The organism is Bradyrhizobium sp. 2TAF24 (assembly GCF_052115025.1).
Taxonomy (GTDB): Bacteria; Pseudomonadota; Alphaproteobacteria; order Rhizobiales; family Xanthobacteraceae; genus Bradyrhizobium_A.
The window spans coordinates 24,227-40,606 of sequence record NZ_JBFRFW010000011.1 but is presented as its reverse complement, the minus strand read 5'-3'; the positions used below and the strand labels follow the sequence as shown (position 1 = coordinate 40,606).

Here is a 16,380-nt window from a genome sequence, read left to right as displayed (position 1 = left end):
CCAGGCGCAGCGCGTGGCTACACGTTTCCCGGTTACACCGCGCTCACCACGGTGGTCCTGAACCTGATTGTCGTCGTGGCGCTGACGGCGGTGTTCAACGCCATCGGCGTCAAACCCGCGGACGAGACCTGCGCGGCAGACGACGACGCGCCGTGAAAGGGGGAGGGATCCCCCTTAGACACGCGGCTCCAGGTGGGAGCGCGTCATGCCCTGGCGCTCGCCGATGAACACCGCGCTCAGCGCGCGGGCACGGAAATGCTCGAGCACGAACAGCCGAATGGCCGATGACAGGTTGTTGGTCTTGCGGTGCTGATCGATGACCGCGATCTGGGTCGACAGCGTCATGCCGCGTCGCGCGGCGATATCCTTGAGGCTGCGCCAGAACGCGTCCTCGAGGCTGACGCTGGTCTTGTGGCCATCGACCACGACCGAGCGCTTGACGACTGCAAACTCCTTGTCGATCGGCATCGCCACAGTATCGGCGACGTGTCTTTCGGTTTCCATGCCCAGCTCCTTCTCCAATTCGTCACCAAATCGGTCACCGTGCAGGTTCACGCGGCCAAAGCTTCATTAGGCCAAGCGTCTTCGCTTGCGCGCGACGAGTCTTCGCCGGACGCGAACCTTTGCACAGTCAGAATGGAGGGTGAGAGAGGCGCGGCCGGCGCCTGTCTCGGCCCCGTCGCATCACGCTTTTTCAATCAGGCGATGCGATGCGGGTAAAACGTAACCCACTTTGTCTACCGTTGATATTCGGTAAACAACCTAGCCGGGTTCACGAATTCGGGGGAGGCCGTCAGGTGTTTTCCTGATGGGAGATCTGCGCAGCCTTGTCCACCCCGTCACCCGATTTCACGTGATCGTTCAACTTCGCGTGACCGTTGGCGCGCTGGCGGAAGTAGTCCAGCACGAACAGCCGGATGGCGGACGACAGGTTGCCTTGCTGGCGATGACCGTCGATCTCGCCGACGAGCTCCGACAGCGTGAGGTCGCGCTCGCTGGAGATCTCCTTCATGCCGCTCCAGAAGGCTTCTTCCAGGCTGACGCTGGTCTTGTGCCCGGCGACGACGATCGAGCGTTTGACGACGGGGGACTTCATGACGCGTCCCCTTGGTCGAGGTGATGCTGATCGAGCAGCGCCTCCTGCCGACGCGCCCTGGCGTCCTCGATGGTCCGTTCAGTCTTGGTGCGTCCGAACTTCGCCCGGTTGGCTTCGGCTTCTTTTTCGGCCTGCGCCCGCGCGGTTCGTTTTCTGACGCGATTGAGGTTGACGACTTCGCCCACGGTCACTCCTCTGGGGTCGGTCCAGCGCCTTGCCCCCGGCACTCCCGAGGGCCTTCCACCGCCGCACCGCCCGATTCCCGTTCGATACACGTTTAACGTGTATAAGTCTGCGACTTACGTGGCAATTCGCAACAGGGGGGACGTACGACTTTAGTTTTTGGCCGCCACCACCACACCATGCTGCCACCGCTATGTCGTATCAATATTTAGTGTGTCCAGATCAACCTGGCTGCGTCATTTTGTCCGGCTGCACCAACTGGTCGAACTCCGCCGGGGTCACAAAACCGAGCCGGACAGCCTCCTCGCGCAGGGTGGTGCCGTTGGCGTGGGCAGTCTTTGCAACCTTTGCGGCATTATCGTAGCCGATCTTGGGCGCCAGCGCGGTGACCAGCATCAGCGAGCGCTGCATCAGCTCGTGAATCCGCGTCTCGTCGGCCCTGATGCCGCTGACGCAGTGATCGGTGAACGAGCGCGCCGCGTCGGCGAGCAGCCCGATTGATTGCAGCATGCAATGCGCCAGCACCGGCTTGTAGACGTTGAGCTCGAAATGGCCCTGGCTGCCCGCGACGGTGATGGTGGTCTGGTTGCCGAACACCTGGCAGCACACCATGGTCAGCGCCTCGCACTGGGTCGGATTGACCTTGCCCGGCATGATCGAGGAGCCCGGCTCGTTCTCCGGCAGGATCAGCTCGCCGAGCCCGGAGCGGGGGCCCGAGCCGAGCAGGCGGATGTCGTTGGCGATCTTGAACAGGCCGGTGGCGGCGGCGTTGATGGCGCCATGAACCGCCACATAGGCGTCGTTGGAGGCCAGCGCCTCGAACTTGTTCGGCGCGGTGACGAAAGGCAGTCCGGTGATCGCCGCGGCATGCTTGGCGAACTTTTCGGCGAAGCCGGGCTTGGCGTTGAGGCCGGTGCCGACGGCGGTGCCGCCCTGCGCCAGCGCGTAAAGTTCCCCGATGGCGCCGCGGATGCGCGCGATGCCGCTCGCGACCTGGGCGGCATAGCCGGAGAACTCCTGGCCGAGCGTCAGCGGCGTCGCATCCTGGGTGTGGGTGCGGCCGATCTTCACGATCCCGGCGAATTCCTGCTGCTTCGCCTCGAGCGCGGCGTGCAGGTAGGCGAGCGCCGGCAGCAGATCGGCCGTGATGCGCTCGGCCGCCGCGATGTGCATGGCGGTCGGGAAGCTGTCGTTCGACGACTGGCTCATGTTGACGTGATCGTTGGGGTGCACGGGCTTCTTGGAGCCACGCACGCCGCCGAGCAGTTCGATGGCGCGATTCGAGATCACCTCGTTGACGTTCATGTTGGTCTGGGTGCCCGAGCCGGTCTGCCACACCACCAGCGGAAAGTGCTCGTCGAGGCTGCCGTCGACCACCTCGCCGGCGGCGCGGATGATGGCGGCGGCGCGCTGGTCGTCGAGCAGGCCGAGTTCGCGGTTGGTCTCGGCCGCGGCCTGCTTGACCACGCCGAGCGCGCGGATGATCGGCTGCGGCATACGCTCGCGGCCGATGCGGAAATTGTTGCGCGAGCGCTCGGTCTGCGCGCCCCAGTAACGGTCGGCGGCGACCTCGATCGGGCCGAAGGTATCGGTTTCGGTGCGGGTTGCCGTCTTGTCGTTCGATGCGTTCGCCATGGAGCCTTCCGTCGGTCGCTGGACGCGGGATATCGGCATGCGGCCGCCCGCGGTTCCTACCTAATGACAGGCATCGCCGGGCGAAAGCCGCCCGGGGCAGAATTGATCAAAACGGCGGAAGGAGCGGCGTCTGGACGCGGCTATTTCTTGCGGAAGCGGTCCAGCCGCACCACCTCGGCGCCCTCGGTGGGCTTGGTCGGCTCGTCTGCGGGCTCGTCCTTGCCCTCGGCCGGGCTCGCCTCCGCCGCGGCCGGGAGCTGTGCGGCCGGCTCGGCCTCGGAGGGTTCGAACTGCAGGCCGAACTGCACCGACGGGTCGAAGAAGCTCTTGATGGCGCTGAACGGGATCGACAGCCGCTCCGGCGTGCCGCCGAACGACAGGCCGATGTCGAAGCGCTCGTCGGTGACGGTGAGGTCCCAGAACTGATGCTGCAGGATGATGGTCATCTCGTCGGGATATTGCGCCAGCAGGCGCGGCGACAGCTTCACCCCGTCGGCCCTGGTGAGGAAGGTGATGTAGAAGTGATGGTCGCCGGGCAGGCCATGGGTGGCGGCATCCGCCAGCACGCGGCGCAGCACGCCGCGGAGGGCATCACGCGCGAGGACGTCATAGCGGATGAGATCGGTCGGCATCGGTCGGTCCAATAATAGCGGCAGCCGGCGACGGCTGCGAACACAACAGCGCGCGAGCAGGGGCGGACAAATCCGGCCGACTCGCATTTTGTTCCATGCTACCCCGCCAGCCGGCCGAGGTCAGTAGCCGCCAGGGCCGATATCGGGCCGGATTGGGGATAGTTCCGCCCCGCGCCAAAGCCGGCGCGGAAAATTGAAGTGGAGGCTTCTGTTGCCAGGTGCCTCCGAACCCCGCCTAACGGAGCTTAACCCGCTAGGACTTTAAAGTGGTCTTTCAAACTGCGTTACGCAGCCTGAGCAACCGGAGCAAAGTTGTCGTTGGCAACTATTGCATAGCCCGATAACGGCGGAACAATCCCGGGAAAAAACACGCCCTTTACGCCCTCGTCGATCCTGTTTCGCCCCCGCCGAAACCCGCGCGTGCGCTGCGGGCTTGGGTGGAGGCGCCGGGTGCTGCCCCCGGGTCCGAATGGTTTATTGCGACGGCCATCTATTTCCATAGCCGGCGAACCGGCACCCCCAATATAGGGGGCAAAACCGCGTCATGCAAAGGGAAGGTCCCGCCATGGCGGCGCGAAGCCCGGCTCTTCACAGCCGAGGCGACGGCATGGCGACTCAGCGTCGCACGGCGCGCATCCAGCGCGGCGCGCGGCCTCCGGCAAATTGACAAAGCCCGTTCGCAATGGTTTGCAAGGTCGTACAAAAACAGTGCGAACAGCCAGTTCGTGACGGGGAAGGGGCGTTCATGGATAAGGCGACAGGCCGAGCGACCGCACCGGTCGTGACCGTGCACCGTGGCGGGGTGCAGAATCCCATCGGCTCCATCTCCCTCATCGCACTCGCCTTCGGGCCGCAGCTCCTCGTGCTGGCGTTCTGGTTCGCCCGCTCGGTGCTGGCGCTCATCCCCGGCAACGAGGCGCTGTTCGGACCGTTCGCCGCGGGGCCTGCCTTCGACATCGTCTCGGGGCTGCTCGCCGACCGCACGCTGCTGACGGTGTACTCGCTGCCGCTGGTGCTGATCGCGATCTTCACCCTGTTTCCGCGCCTGAAGGGCGCGCAGGACTACTATGGCGGCGTCGCGCTGATCGCGGTGGCGCTGTTCGCGTTCTGGGCGTCGAACGACCTCAACGGCATGCGCGGCTTCTCGTTCGGGCCGGGCACGGCGCCGCGGATGTTCGCCGCTCTGCTTGCGGCGCTCGGCATCGCGGTCGCGGCCGGCGGCCTCGTCACCGATGGCGCGCCGCTGGCACGGTTCGCCTGGCGCGGGCCGTTCTTCGTCACGGTCTCGGTCCTGCTGTTCGCGGTGGCGATCCGGCCGCTCGGCCTGATCGTGTCCGGCATCATCACCTTTCTCGTCGCCGCCATGGGCTCGCCGGAAACGCGCTGGCTCGAGGCCGTGATCGTCGGCGTGGCGCTGACCGCGTTCTGCGCCGTGCTGTTTCCATTCATGCTCGGGCTGTCGTTCCAGCTCTGGCCGCAATTCCTGCAGTGAGGGCGTGATGGGGGACGTTTTCGCCAATCTCGGCCTCGGCTTTCAGGTCGTCTTCCAGTGTGTGCCTTGGACGCCGTCTTGGCTCGGCGGGCTGTCGATCCCTATTCCGTGGAACATCATCTTCTGCCTGATCGGCGCGCTGGTCGGCACGCTGGTCGGCGTGCTGCCCGGCGTCGGCACCATCGCCACCGTGGCGATGCTGCTGCCGATCACCTTCAAGCTGGACCCGGTCGGCGCGCTGATCATGCTCGCCGGCATCTATTACGGCGCGCAGTACGGCGGTTCGACCACCTCGATCCTGGTCAACATTCCGGGCGAGGCGACTTCGGTGGTCACCACCCTCGACGGCTTCCAGATGGCCAAGCAGGGCCGCGCCGGCCCGGCGCTCGCCATCGCCGCCATCGGCTCGTTCGCCGCCGGCTGCATCGCCACCGTGCTGATCGCCGTGCTCGGCGCGCCGCTGACCAAGCTGGCGCTGCTGTTCGGCCCGGCGGAGTACTTCTCGCTGATGGTGCTCGGCCTGGTGTTCGCCGTGGTGCTGGCCAAGGGCTCGGTGCTCAAGGCGATCGCGGTCATCGTGCTCGGCTTGCTGCTGTCGATGGTCGGCTCCGACATCGAGACCGGCGTGTCGCGTATGGCCTTCAACATCCCCGAACTCGCCGACGGCCTTGGCTTCGCTACCGTCGCGATGGGCGTGTTCGGCTTTGCCGAGATCATCCGCAACCTCGACCACGGCGCGGAGGAAGACCGCAGCCTGGTGCAGGAGCGCGTCACCGGCCTGATGCCGACCAAAAAGGATCTCATCGATTCCACGCCCGCGATCCTGCGCGGCACCGTGCTCGGCTCGATCCTCGGCATCCTGCCCGGCGGCGGCGCCGTGATCGCCTCGTTCGCGGCCTATACCTTCGAGAAGAAGATCGCCAAGAACCCGTCGCGGTTCGGCCGCGGCGCCATCGAGGGCGTCGCCGCGCCCGAGAGCGCCAACAACGCCGCGGCGCAGACCTCGTTCATTCCGCTGCTCACCCTCGGCATTCCGCCGAACGCGGTGATGGCGCTGATGGTCGGCGCCATGACCATCCACGGCATCGTGCCGGGGCCGCAGGTGATGCAGAAGCAGCCGGAGCTCGTCTGGGGCATGATCGCCTCGATGTGGGTCGGCAACCTGATGCTGCTGGTGATCAACCTGCCGCTGGTCGGCATCTGGGTGCGGCTGCTGCGCGTGCCCTATCGGCTGATGTTCCCCTCGATCGTGATCTTCTGCGCCATCGGCATCTACTCCATCAGCAACGCGCCGATGGATGTGGTCATGGCCGGCGCGTTCGGTCTCGTCGGCTACTGGCTGGTGAAGCACGACTTCGAGCCGGCGCCGCTGCTGCTCGGCATGGTGCTGGGGCCGCTGATGGAGGAGAACCTGCGCCGCGCGATGCTGATCTCGCGCGGTGACGCCACGGTGTTCTTCACGCGGCCGCTGTCGGCGGCGCTGATGGCGATCGCGGCCTTCCTGCTGGTGATCGCGGTGCTGCCGGCGCTGCGCCGCAAGCGCGAGGAAGTGTTCGTCGAATCCGAGAACTAGGGCAGGATATTGCGGGATCGTTCGCGGCCGGCCGCCTCGCGCGCGCCGGCCGCGCTGCGTTTCGGGGCCGTGGTGCTGCGGCGGTTTGGCCGGTTACGCGCCTGCGACAACTCTGCTAGGCCAGCGTAACGATAAATTTTGGGAGGGGCTTTTCATCATGTCTTTTCGCAGCCTTGTGGCGCGCTCGCTCGGTGCGCTGGCCATTGCCGCAGCGTTCGCCGGCATCGCGTCCGCGCAGGACTATCCGACCCGTCAGATCACCATGATCGTGCCGTTCGCGGCCGGCGGTCCGACCGACGTCGTCGCGCGCATCGTCGCCAGCCACATGGCGCAGACACTGGGCCAGGCGATCGTGATCGAGAACGTCGTCGGCGCCGGCGGCACCACCGGCGCGACGCGGGCGGCGCGCGCGCAAGCTGACGGCTACACCCTGATCACCGGCCACATGGGCACCCATGCGGCCGCGGTGCCGCTCTATCCCAAGCTCGCCTACAATCCGGAGAAGGACTTCGAGCCGATCGCGCTGCTCGCCGGCACGCCGATCCTGGTGCTGGCGCGCAAGGACTTTCCGGCCAATGATCTCAACGGCCTCGTTACCTATCTCAAGGCCAACACCGACAAGATCAACATGGCCCATGCCGGCGTCGGCTCGGTGTCCCATGTGTCGTGCGAGCTGTTCAACTCGATCCTCGGCATCAAGCCGACCGGCGTGCCGTTCAACGGCACGGGCCCGGCGATGAACGCGCTGGTGGCGCAGCAGGTCGACTACATGTGCGACCAGGTCGTCAATGCCGTGCCGCAGATCAAGGGCGGCACCATCCGCGCCTATGCGGTGGCGACCGCCGAGCGCAATCCGTCGCTGCCGGAGCTGCCGACCACGGCGGAAGCCGGCCTGCCGGCCTACCAGGCGTCGGCCTGGAACGCGGTGTTCGCGCCCAAGGGGACGCCGGAGCCGATCCTCGCCAAGCTCAATGCGGCGGCGGCCAAGGCGCTCGACGACGACACCGTGCGCAAGCGCCTGCTCGACCTCGGCAGCGACATTCCCAAGCCCGAGGGGCGCACCCGCGAGGCGCTCGGTGGTCTCGTGAAGAGCGAGGTTGCCAAATGGAGCGCGGTGCTCAAGGCGGCGCAGAACTGATCCACAGGGCTGAAAAGGCCTGGTGACAACCGGGCGGTGCCGAGGGCACCGCCCTTGTCGTTTGCGCCGGCCGCCGCCATGGTCCGGGGCAGGGGCGGGGTGTATGATCGCCGTCGGCGGGGGCCCTGAGTCGCCGCTCCGCCCCGGTTCCCGAGCCCGAAAAACCCAGATGCATCAATATCACGACCTGCTTGAGCGTATTCTCGCCGACGGCGCGGAGAAGACCGACCGCACCGGCACCGGCACGCTGTCGGTGTTCGGCCATCAGATGCGCTTCGACCTCGGGCGCGGCTTCCCGATGCTCACGACCAAGAAGCTGCCGCTCAAGGCGATCGTGCACGAGCTGCTCTGGTTCCTGGCCGGCGACACCAACATCAAATACCTGCACGACCACAACGTCACGATCTGGGACGAGTGGGCGGACGCGAACGGCGACCTCGGCCCGGTCTATGGCAAGCAGTGGCGCTCCTGGGTGGCGCCGGACGGCCGTGTCATCGACCAGATCAGCAACCTGATCGCGATGATCCGCAACAGCCCGGATTCGCGGCGGCTGATCGTCACCGCCTGGAATCCGGCCGATGTCGACAAGATGGCGCTGCCGCCCTGTCACTGCCTGTTTCAGTTCTACGTCGCCAAGGGCCGGCTGTCCTGCCAGCTCTACCAGCGCTCGGCGGATGTGTTCCTCGGCGTGCCCTTCAACATCGCGTCCTATGCCCTGCTGACCATGATGGTCGCGCAGGTCACTGGCCTGAAGCCCGGCGAGTTCGTGCATACCCTCGGTGACGCGCACCTCTATTCCAATCATCTCGAGCAGGCGCGGCTGCAGCTGACGCGCGCGCCGCGGGCGCTGCCGACCATGACGCTCAACCCCGACGTCAAGGACATCTTCTCGTTCCGGTATGACGACTTCACGCTCGTCGGCTACGATCCGCATCCGCACATCAAGGCCGAGGTTGCGGTGTGAGCGCGGCCGGTGGCGGCGTGCTGCTGCAGATGGTGTTCGTGGTCGCGGTCGCCGACAATGGCGTCATCGGCCGCGACAATGCGATGCCGTGGCGGCTGAAGTCCGACCTGAAGCGTTTCAAGGCGCTGACTCTCGGCAAGCCGGTGATCATGGGGCGCAAGACGTTTCTGTCGATCGGCAGGCCGCTTCCCGGACGCACCAACATCGTGGTGACGCGCGATGGCAAGTTCCAGGTGCCGGGTGTCATTGTCGCGCGGTCGCTTGACGCAGCGCTCGATGTCGCGCGCGGCGATGCGCTGCGTCGTTTTGCCTCCGAGATCATGGTGATCGGCGGCGCCGAGATCTTCGCCCAGTGGCTCGATCGCGCCGACCGGCTCGAGGTCACGCACATCCATGCGCAGCCGGACGGCGACGCTTTTCTCGATGTTTTGCGGGCGCCGGATCCTGTGCGCTGGGACGAGACCGCGCGCGCGCGCAACGCCGCCGGTGCCGACGACAGCGCCGATTTCACTTATGCGACATATATACGCCGGGCCGGCATTAACCCCGTTTCCCGATGTTTGCATTGACAAAAACCGGGCCGCGCCTACCTGCTGGCGGAGCAGAGGCTGCGTTGTAAGGGGCGCAGCCGTCCCCTATAAAGCCGTCCGGATTGCGTCCGACGCCGTCGGTCCGCGTCAAGGAGACAACTGATGCCGTGGAAGAATCAAGGTGGCGGCCCGTGGGGCTCGGGGCCGAAAGGGCCATGGGGCTCCGGACCGCAGTCGTCGGGACCCAAGCCGCCGGATCTGGAAGACCTTCTGCGGCGCGGCCAGGACCGCCTGCAGTCGATCCTGCCGGGCGGCCATTTCAGCGCCATGGGCATCGTGCTGCTGCTGGTTGCGGCGGTGGCGATCTGGGCGCTGTCCGGCTTCTTCCGCGTGCAGTCTGAAGAGCTCGGCGTCGTGCTGCGGTTCGGTCAGCATGTCCGCACCGTCGGCCCGGGCCTGCACTACCATGCGCCGTATCCGATCGAGAGCGTGCTGCTGCCGAAGGCGCTGCGCGTCTCCACGCTGAGCATCGGCATGCGCTATGACGAATCCCGCCGCGGCGGCAGCTTCCGCGACGTGCCGGAAGAGAGCCTGATGCTGACCGGCGACGAGAACATCGTCGATGTCGACTTCACCGTGCTGTGGCGCATCAAGAACGATGGCGTCGGCGACTACCTCTTCAACATCCAGAATCCCGAGGGCACCGTGAAGGCGGTGGCCGAGAGCGCGATGCGCGAGGTGATCGGCCGCACCAACATCCAGCCGATCCTGACCGGCGCGCGCACTGCGACCGAGACGGCGGTGCAGGACCTGATGCAGAAGACGCTCGACAGCTACAATTCCGGCGTGCTGATCCAGCAGGTGCAGATGCAGAAGGTCGACCCGCCGGCCCAGGTCATCGACGCCTTCCGCGACGTGCAGGCGGCGCGTGCCGACCTCGAACGGCTGCAGAACGAGGCCCAGACCTATGCCAACCGCGTGGTCCCCGACGCCCGTGGCCGCGGTGCGCAGATCCTGCAGGCCGCGCAGGGCTACAAGGAGCAGGCGGTGGCGGAGGCCAAGGGCCAGACCGCGCGCTTCCTGAAGGTCTACGACGAATACAAGAAGGCGCCCGACGTGACGCGGCAGCGCATCTATCTCGAAACCATGGAGCGCGTGCTCGGTTCGGCCGACAAGGTCGTGATCGACCCCGGCTCGTCGGGGCAGGGCCAGGGCTTCGTGCCCTATCTGCCGCTGACCGAGCTGATGCGCCGGCCGCAGGCCGCGGCCCAGACGCAGCAGGGGAGCACACGATGAAGTCCGGCTTTTCAGGTATCGTGGCGATCCTCTTGCTGATCGCCCTCGTCGTGGTTGGCTACAGCGCGCTGTTCACGGTGCGGCAGACCCAGCAGGCGCTGGTGGTACAGTTCGGCAAGCCGGTGAAGGTCGTCACCGAGCCGGGGCTGCACGTCAAGGCGCCGTTCATCGAGAACGTCATCGAGATCGACAAGCGCATTCTCGACCTCGAGAACCCGTCCCAGGAAGTGATCGCGTCCGACCAGAAGCGTCTCGTCGTCGACGCCTTCGCGCGCTATCGCATCAAGGACGCGCTGCTGTTCTACCAGCGCGTCGGCACCATCCAGGCCGCCAACCTGCAGCTCACCACGCTGCTGAACTCGGCGATGCGCCGCGTGCTCGGCGAGGTGACGTTCATCCAGGTGGTGCGCGACGAGCGCGACGCCCTGATGGCCCGCATCCGCGACCAGCTCGACCGCGAGGCCAGCGCCTACGGCATCGCCGTGGTCGACGTCCGCATCCGCCGCGCCGACCTGCCCGAGCAGAACAGCCAGGCGGTCTACCAGCGGATGCAGACCGAGCGTCAGCGCGAGGCCGCGGAATTCCGTGCCCAGGGCGGCCAGAAGTCCCAGGAGATCCGCTCCAGTGCCGATCGCCAGGCGACCATCATCATCGCCGACGCCAATTCGCAGGCCGAGCAGATCCGCGGCGAGGGCGACGGCGAGCGCAACCGCATCTTCGCCGAAGCCTACGGCAAGGATCAGGACTTCTTCGCGTTCTATCGCTCGATGGCGGCCTACGAGGCGGGCCTGAAGCCGAACGACACCCGCTTCGTGCTGCGGCCCGATTCGGACTTCTTCCGCTACTTCAGCAATCCGGCCGGCAAATCGGCGGCGCCCGGGCCCGGTCCGCGGGCAGGCGCAGCGGCCCCCGCCAACCAGTAAGGTCACAGGCGCCGGAGACCCCGGCGCCTGTTCCATTTGTGCCATGGCGGTCCGGCGATCCCGCCGCGTCCGGGGGCAGGCCAGCCCTTCTGAAAACTGCTTTCCACGCCCGCGGATCATGCATTAAACAGCACGGGCGGACCGTCCTTGCGGAGGGCTCGCGGGGTCTGTCTGCGGCGATGGGGCGTCAAGGCCGCGCGCGACGGGACACGACGGCTTTAAAGAGATCGCGCCACGAGAACGTCGCCGGGGAGGCTGGGTGTGCTGAGGTCGATTGCGTTTTCCGACTTGCTGGTCGGCGTCGGCATTCTTCTCGTCGTCGAGGGCCTGCTGTTCGCGGCCCTGCCCAACTGGATGCGCGAGGCGATGAAGAGCGCCATCCTCACCCCCGACAATATCCTGCGGGTGGTCGGCATCGGTTCGGCGGTGTTCGGTCTGATCCTGATCTGGCTGATTCGCCGCCCTTGACGCCGCCGGCCGGCGGTCTGCCGACCGTCTGCGGAGGTCCGCCGGCGCAGTCACGATTTTGCGATCGGGACGCCCTCGTTGCGGCGTACAACCGGCCGTGGTGCAGGCCCGTATTTCGCCGCAATCGGCGCTTTGATCGCCTTCCGGAACAGCTTGCGCCGGCCCCTCGTTCCGGCGCACTCTGACCCGAACTTGGCGACCCCTTTTGTTTCAGGAGACGACCACCCTATGACCAATGCCATCGCAGCATTGAGCCACTGCCTGCCTTCGCGATCCCGGCTGTTTCGCCCGATCGTTCGTGCTGCGGCCGGTGCCGCCGTCGCTGGCCTGCTGGCGGCCTCGCCCGCCGCGGCGCGCGGACCGGACGGCATCGCCGACGTCGCGGAGAAGGTGATCGACGCGGTCGTCAACATCTCGACCTCGCAGACCGTCGAGGCGCGGGGCGGCGAAGACATGCCGAACATGCAGCTGCCGCCGGGATCGCCCTTCCAGGAGTTCTTCGACGACTTCCTCAAGAACCGCCGCGGCGGCAAGGGCGGCGGCGGCGACGGCAAGAACTCCCAGCCGCGCAAGGTCAACTCGCTGGGCTCCGGCTTCATCATCGACCCGTCGGGCATCGTGGTCACCAACAACCATGTCATCGCCGACGCCGACGAGATCAACGTCATCCTCAATGACGGCACCAAGTATCGCGCCCAGGTGATGGGCCGCGACAAGAAGACCGATCTTGCGGTGCTCAAGTTCACGCCCGACAAGCAGATGACCGCCGTCAAGTTCGGCGACTCCGACAAGCTGCGCCTCGGCGAATGGGTGGTGGCGATCGGCAACCCGTTCTCGCTCGGCGGCACGGTGACCGCCGGCATCGTCTCGGCGCGCAACCGCGACATCAACTCCGGTCCCTACGACAACTACATTCAGACCGACGCCGCCATCAATCGCGGCAACTCGGGCGGCCCGCTGTTCAACCTCGATGGCGAGGTCATCGGCGTCAACACCGCGATCATCTCGCCGTCGGGCGGCTCGATCGGCATCGGCTTCGCCGTGCCGTCGAAGACCGTCGCGGGCGTCGTCGAGCAGTTGCGCCAGTTCGGCGAGACCCGCCGTGGCTGGCTCGGCGTGCGCATCCAGCAGGTCACCGATGAAATCGCCGACAGCCTCAACATCAAGCCGGCGCGCGGCGCGCTGATCGCCGGCGTCGAGGACAAGGGTCCGGCGAAGCCTGCCGGCATCGAGCCGGGCGACGTCATCGTCAAGTTCGACGGCAAGGACATCAAGGAGATGAAGGACCTGCCACGCGCGGTGGCGGATACCGCGGTCGGCAAGACCGTCGATGTCATCGTCATCCGCAAGGGCAAGGAGGAGACCAGGCAGGTCACCCTCGGCCGCCTGCCGGATGACGAGAAGCCGACGCCGGCCTCGGCGAAGTCGAGCTCGCCCGAGGCCGACAAGACGGTGACGCAGAAGGCCCTCGGCCTCGACCTCGCGGCGCTGACCAAGGACCTGCGCACCCGCTTCAAGATCAAGGAGAGCGTGAAGGGCGTCATCATCACCGGCGTCGACAGCGCATCCGATGCGGCGGACAAGCGGCTCGGTGCCGGCGATGTCATCGTCGAGGTGGCGCAGGAGGCGGTGACCAACGGCGCCGACGTCAAGAAGCGCGTCGATCAGCTCAAGAAGGACGGCAAGAAGTCCGTGCTGCTGCTGGTCTCCAACGCCGAGGGCGAGCTGCGCTTCGTGGCGCTCAGCCTGCAGTAGGGCGCCTCACCACGATCGTCGCGATGGCCGGGCTCGTCCCGGCCATTTGCGTTTTGGAGCGTCGCTCCAGCCCGTGTGCCTGCGCGATGGCCGGCGCGCTCTCGCGGGCGCCGGCATTGCGGCGTTCACCATCGTCGAGGTGCTGGCCGCGAACCCGTTACGCCGTCACGAATTCGGTGCGCTTGAAGCCCTGAGCGTAGAGCAGCGCGGAGAGGTCGCCATGGTCGATGCGCGCGCCGGCGGCGGCGGCGACCTTGGGTTTGGCGTGATAGGCGACGCCGAGGCCGGCGGCCTCGATCATGGCGAGATCGTTGGCGCCGTCGCCGACCACCAGCGTGTCGATGGCGTCGAGGTCGAAGGTTTCCCGCAGCTCCAGCAGTGTCGCGAGCTTGGCCTCGCGCCCGAGGATCGGCTCGGCGACGGTGCCGGCGAAGCGGTCGCCCTCGGCGATCAGGGTGTTGGCGCGGTTCTCCTGGAAGCCGACCATGGCCGCGATGCGGCTGGTGAACACGGTGAAGCCGCCGGACACCAGGCAGGTGTAGGCGCCGTGGGCGCGCATGGTGCGCACCAGTTCGGTGCCGCCCGGCGTCAGGGTGATGTGCTTGGCCAGTACCTCGTCGACCACGCCGGTCGGCAGGCCCTTGAGCAGCGCGACGCGCTCGCGCAGCGCCGGCTCGAACGCGATCTCGCCGCGCATCGCCCGCTCGGTGATCCCTGCGACATGGGCCTTGAGCCCGGCGAAGTCGGCAAGCTCGTCGATGCATTCCTGCCCGATCATGGTGGAATCCATGTCGGCGAGAAAAAGCTTCTTGCGCCGCGTCGCGACCGGTTGCACCACCACATCGATCGGAAGGTCGCCGCGGGCCTGCCGCAGCCGTTCCGCGATGGCGCGGGGGTCCTCGTCGCTGTCGAAGGTAATATCGGCGGCGACTTCGTCGTGCAGCCAGCTCGGTCTGGCGCCGGCCGGCAGAATGGCGCACGCTGCGTCGATCGCCGTGCTGTCCAGGGCGGGATCGTTGGGGTTGGAAATCAGCGTGGCGACGAGCGACATTGCAGACCTTGGGCTTGGGGGAAACCGCAGCGTGAACCACAGGGGCAGCGCGTGAACAGACACCGTCCGTTCCGGGCCGTGCTTATCGCAGGACCGACCGCCAGCGGCAAGTCGGCGCTGGCGCTCGACCTCGCTTGCGCCGTCGACGGGATCATCATCAATACCGATTCCATGCAGGTCTACCGGGACTTGCGGGTGCTGACCGCCCGCCCGACGCCGGACGACGAGGCCCGCGCGCCGCACCGCCTGTATGGCTATGCCGACGCCGGCGTGAACTGTTCCGCCGGCATGTGGGTCAACGACGCGGTCTCCGCCCTGTACGAGGCGCGGGAGAGCGGCCGGGTGCCGATTTTCATCGGCGGCACCGGGCTGTACTTCAAGGCGCTGACGCGGGGGCTGTCGGCGGTGCCGCCGATTCCGCCGAAGGTGCGCGACGATGTGCGGGCGCGGCTGGAGCATGGCGGGGCGGAGGCGCTGCATCGGGAACTGGCGCTGCGCGATCCCCTGATGGCGCTCAAGCTCAAGCCGCGCGACCGTGTCCGTGTCGCCCGGGCGCTGGAGGTCGTCGAGGCCACCGGCCGCTCGCTCAGCGACTGGCACCGCGAGGGCCTGCCGCCGCTGCTGCCGCCGGACGAGACGCTGGCGCTGTTCCTGGCGCCGGAGCGTGCCGAGCTCTATGAGCGGATCAATACCCGTTTCACGGCGATGCTGGACCAGGGCGCGCTGGAGGAGGTCGCTCGGCTCGCGGCCCGCGGGCTCGATCCGCTGCTGCCGGCCATGAAGGCTCATGGCGTGCCGGCGCTGATCCGCCATCTCGCCGGCGAAATCAGCCGGGACGAAGCTGTAACCATCGGCCAGACCGACACCCGCCACTATGCCAAGCGCCAGTTCACCTGGTTCCGCCACCAGATGTCCGAGTTCCAGTGGATCGCGCCCCACGAGGCGCGTGCCTGGCTCGCCGAGGCGTTTGCGCTGCGCGGGCTGGGGTAGCCGCGGTCCTCACGACGATCTCTCGTTGGGGAGAGGGGCCTGTCGGGGAGCGTGTGATGGACGACGTGGTGCGGCGGGCTGTCGAGGGCGCCGCAATCCTGGCGGCGAGGCAGGGGAACATCAGCTTTCGCGAGCTCAACGAGCTGCTGGGTCATGCGCTGCTGACGGCCGGGCAGATCGAACAACTGCTGGCGGCATTGAGCGCGCGGCATATCCACCTCGTCGACGACGATTGAACGGCGCGCCGGGAGTGTGGACCGCCGCCGCTCAGTGATGCCCGGAGGCGTCGCCGCCGCCGAGCATGTCGCGTGCCGCGCTCGCATCGCCGTTGTCGCGGTTGTCGGGATCGCGCTGGTTGCTGAGGCCGCGCCAGAAGCCGAAGTAGAAGAACGCGCCCAGTCCGATCAGCGCCAGCAGGGGGAGAAACCAGTGCGGCATGGTCTTTCATGCTCCGGGGATCGACACCCCTATCAGTCGCTGCCGGCCCGTCGGAGGTTCTCCGGACCGGCGGAGGTTCTGAAGCCCGTCCGCCGGGCGCGCATGGCTCGCCCGCCAACTTTGCCTCTCGCTCTGCGGAATGAACCGCGTTAGGCTCGGAACCGCGCTGGAAATGGCCCCCAAAAGGCTCGTTCGGCTTGACTTTGGCCGGCCGGG

At 67.0% G+C, this 16,380-nt stretch carries 18 protein-coding genes and 1 other RNA gene; 11 read left to right on the top strand and 8 right to left on the bottom strand.

Features of this window, described 5'->3' with window-relative positions; all coding sequences use genetic code 11:
- Positions 1-174: 174 nt before the first annotated feature.
- The 6 genes from AB4Z37_RS17765 to ssrA form a co-directional block, all read right to left on the bottom strand.
- Entirely contained in the window at positions 175-504 is a 330-nt protein-coding gene (locus AB4Z37_RS17765) for a ribbon-helix-helix domain-containing protein (RefSeq protein WP_441518066.1), read from the bottom strand.
- A 289-nt stretch (positions 505-793) separates the two neighbouring features.
- On the bottom strand, positions 794-1,096 hold the full coding sequence (locus tag AB4Z37_RS17760) for a ribbon-helix-helix domain-containing protein (RefSeq protein WP_441518065.1): 303 nt from the start codon (positions 1,094-1,096) through the stop codon (positions 794-796).
- The gene (locus AB4Z37_RS17755) at positions 1,093-1,281 is read right to left on the bottom strand and encodes a DUF4169 family protein (protein ID WP_441518064.1); all 189 of its coding nucleotides are present in this window, start codon (positions 1,279-1,281) and stop codon (positions 1,093-1,095) included. Before AB4Z37_RS17755 ends, AB4Z37_RS17760 begins: the two co-directional genes overlap by 4 nt.
- Positions 1,282-1,501: 220 nt before the next feature.
- Positions 1,502-2,914 carry a class II fumarate hydratase gene (gene fumC / locus AB4Z37_RS17750; protein ID WP_441518063.1) on the bottom strand — a complete coding sequence of 471 codons (1,413 nt, stop codon included), beginning with the start codon at positions 2,912-2,914 and terminating at the stop codon, positions 1,502-1,504.
- Between the two features lie 140 nt (positions 2,915-3,054).
- On the bottom strand, positions 3,055-3,546 hold the full coding sequence (locus AB4Z37_RS17745; RefSeq protein ID WP_441518062.1) for an SspB family protein: 492 nt from the start codon (positions 3,544-3,546) through the stop codon (positions 3,055-3,057).
- A 197-nt stretch (positions 3,547-3,743) separates the two neighbouring features.
- Positions 3,744-4,100: a transfer-messenger RNA gene (ssrA, locus tag AB4Z37_RS17740) on the bottom strand.
- A 191-nt stretch (positions 4,101-4,291) separates the two neighbouring features.
- Between ssrA and AB4Z37_RS17735 the strand changes: the two genes are divergently transcribed.
- The 9 genes from AB4Z37_RS17735 (at position 4,292) to AB4Z37_RS17695 (ending at position 13,685) form a co-directional block, all read left to right on the top strand.
- Positions 4,292-5,038: a tripartite tricarboxylate transporter TctB family protein gene (locus tag AB4Z37_RS17735; protein WP_441518061.1), complete on the top strand. Its 747-nt coding sequence runs from the start codon at positions 4,292-4,294 to the stop codon at positions 5,036-5,038.
- Between the two features lie 7 nt (positions 5,039-5,045).
- Positions 5,046-6,611 (top strand): tripartite tricarboxylate transporter permease, encoded by a 1,566-nt coding sequence (locus tag AB4Z37_RS17730; protein ID WP_441518060.1) that lies wholly within the window; start codon positions 5,046-5,048, stop codon positions 6,609-6,611.
- 157 nt (positions 6,612-6,768) lie between these two features.
- Entirely contained in the window at positions 6,769-7,749 is a 981-nt protein-coding gene (locus AB4Z37_RS17725) for a tripartite tricarboxylate transporter substrate-binding protein (protein WP_441518059.1), read from the top strand.
- 169 nt (positions 7,750-7,918) lie between these two features.
- Positions 7,919-8,713 (top strand): thymidylate synthase, encoded by a 795-nt coding sequence (locus AB4Z37_RS17720; RefSeq protein WP_441518058.1) that lies wholly within the window; start codon positions 7,919-7,921, stop codon positions 8,711-8,713.
- Positions 8,714-8,742: 29 nt separating this feature from the next.
- Positions 8,743-9,282, top strand: coding sequence for a dihydrofolate reductase (locus AB4Z37_RS17715; RefSeq protein ID WP_441518241.1), 540 nt, complete (start codon positions 8,743-8,745; stop codon positions 9,280-9,282).
- Positions 9,283-9,405: 123 nt separating this feature from the next.
- A complete protein-coding gene (gene hflK / locus AB4Z37_RS17710; protein ID WP_441518057.1) occupies positions 9,406-10,539 on the top strand; it encodes an FtsH protease activity modulator HflK in 1,134 nt (377 codons plus the stop codon).
- Complete coding sequence (gene hflC / locus AB4Z37_RS17705; RefSeq protein ID WP_441518056.1) at positions 10,536-11,462, top strand: protease modulator HflC; 927 nt, start codon at positions 10,536-10,538, stop codon at positions 11,460-11,462. Before hflK ends, hflC begins: the two co-directional genes overlap by 4 nt.
- A gap of 264 nt (positions 11,463-11,726) precedes the next feature.
- A complete protein-coding gene (locus AB4Z37_RS17700) occupies positions 11,727-11,930 on the top strand; it encodes a DUF2065 domain-containing protein (protein WP_441518240.1) in 204 nt (67 codons plus the stop codon).
- A 228-nt stretch (positions 11,931-12,158) separates the two neighbouring features.
- Positions 12,159-13,685: a DegQ family serine endoprotease gene (locus tag AB4Z37_RS17695; RefSeq protein ID WP_441518055.1), complete on the top strand. Its 1,527-nt coding sequence runs from the start codon at positions 12,159-12,161 to the stop codon at positions 13,683-13,685.
- 157 nt (positions 13,686-13,842) lie between these two features.
- On the opposite strand, the gene serB is transcribed toward AB4Z37_RS17695, so the two are convergent.
- Positions 13,843-14,736: a phosphoserine phosphatase SerB gene (gene serB, locus AB4Z37_RS17690; RefSeq protein ID WP_441518054.1), complete on the bottom strand. Its 894-nt coding sequence runs from the start codon at positions 14,734-14,736 to the stop codon at positions 13,843-13,845.
- Positions 14,737-14,787: 51 nt separating this feature from the next.
- On the opposite strand from serB, the gene miaA reads away from it, so the two are divergent.
- Together miaA and AB4Z37_RS17680 are read left to right on the top strand one after the other, a co-directional pair.
- Positions 14,788-15,726, top strand: coding sequence for a tRNA (adenosine(37)-N6)-dimethylallyltransferase MiaA (miaA, locus tag AB4Z37_RS17685; protein WP_441518053.1), 939 nt, complete (start codon positions 14,788-14,790; stop codon positions 15,724-15,726).
- Between the two features lie 56 nt (positions 15,727-15,782).
- A complete protein-coding gene (locus AB4Z37_RS17680; RefSeq protein WP_441518052.1) occupies positions 15,783-15,962 on the top strand; it encodes an RNA polymerase sigma factor region1.1 domain-containing protein in 180 nt (59 codons plus the stop codon).
- 31 nt (positions 15,963-15,993) lie between these two features.
- Here the strand turns inward: AB4Z37_RS17680 and AB4Z37_RS17675 are convergent, their stop codons facing one another.
- On the bottom strand, positions 15,994-16,164 hold the full coding sequence (locus AB4Z37_RS17675; RefSeq protein ID WP_441518051.1) for a hypothetical protein: 171 nt from the start codon (positions 16,162-16,164) through the stop codon (positions 15,994-15,996).
- Positions 16,165-16,380: the final 216 nt, after the last annotated feature.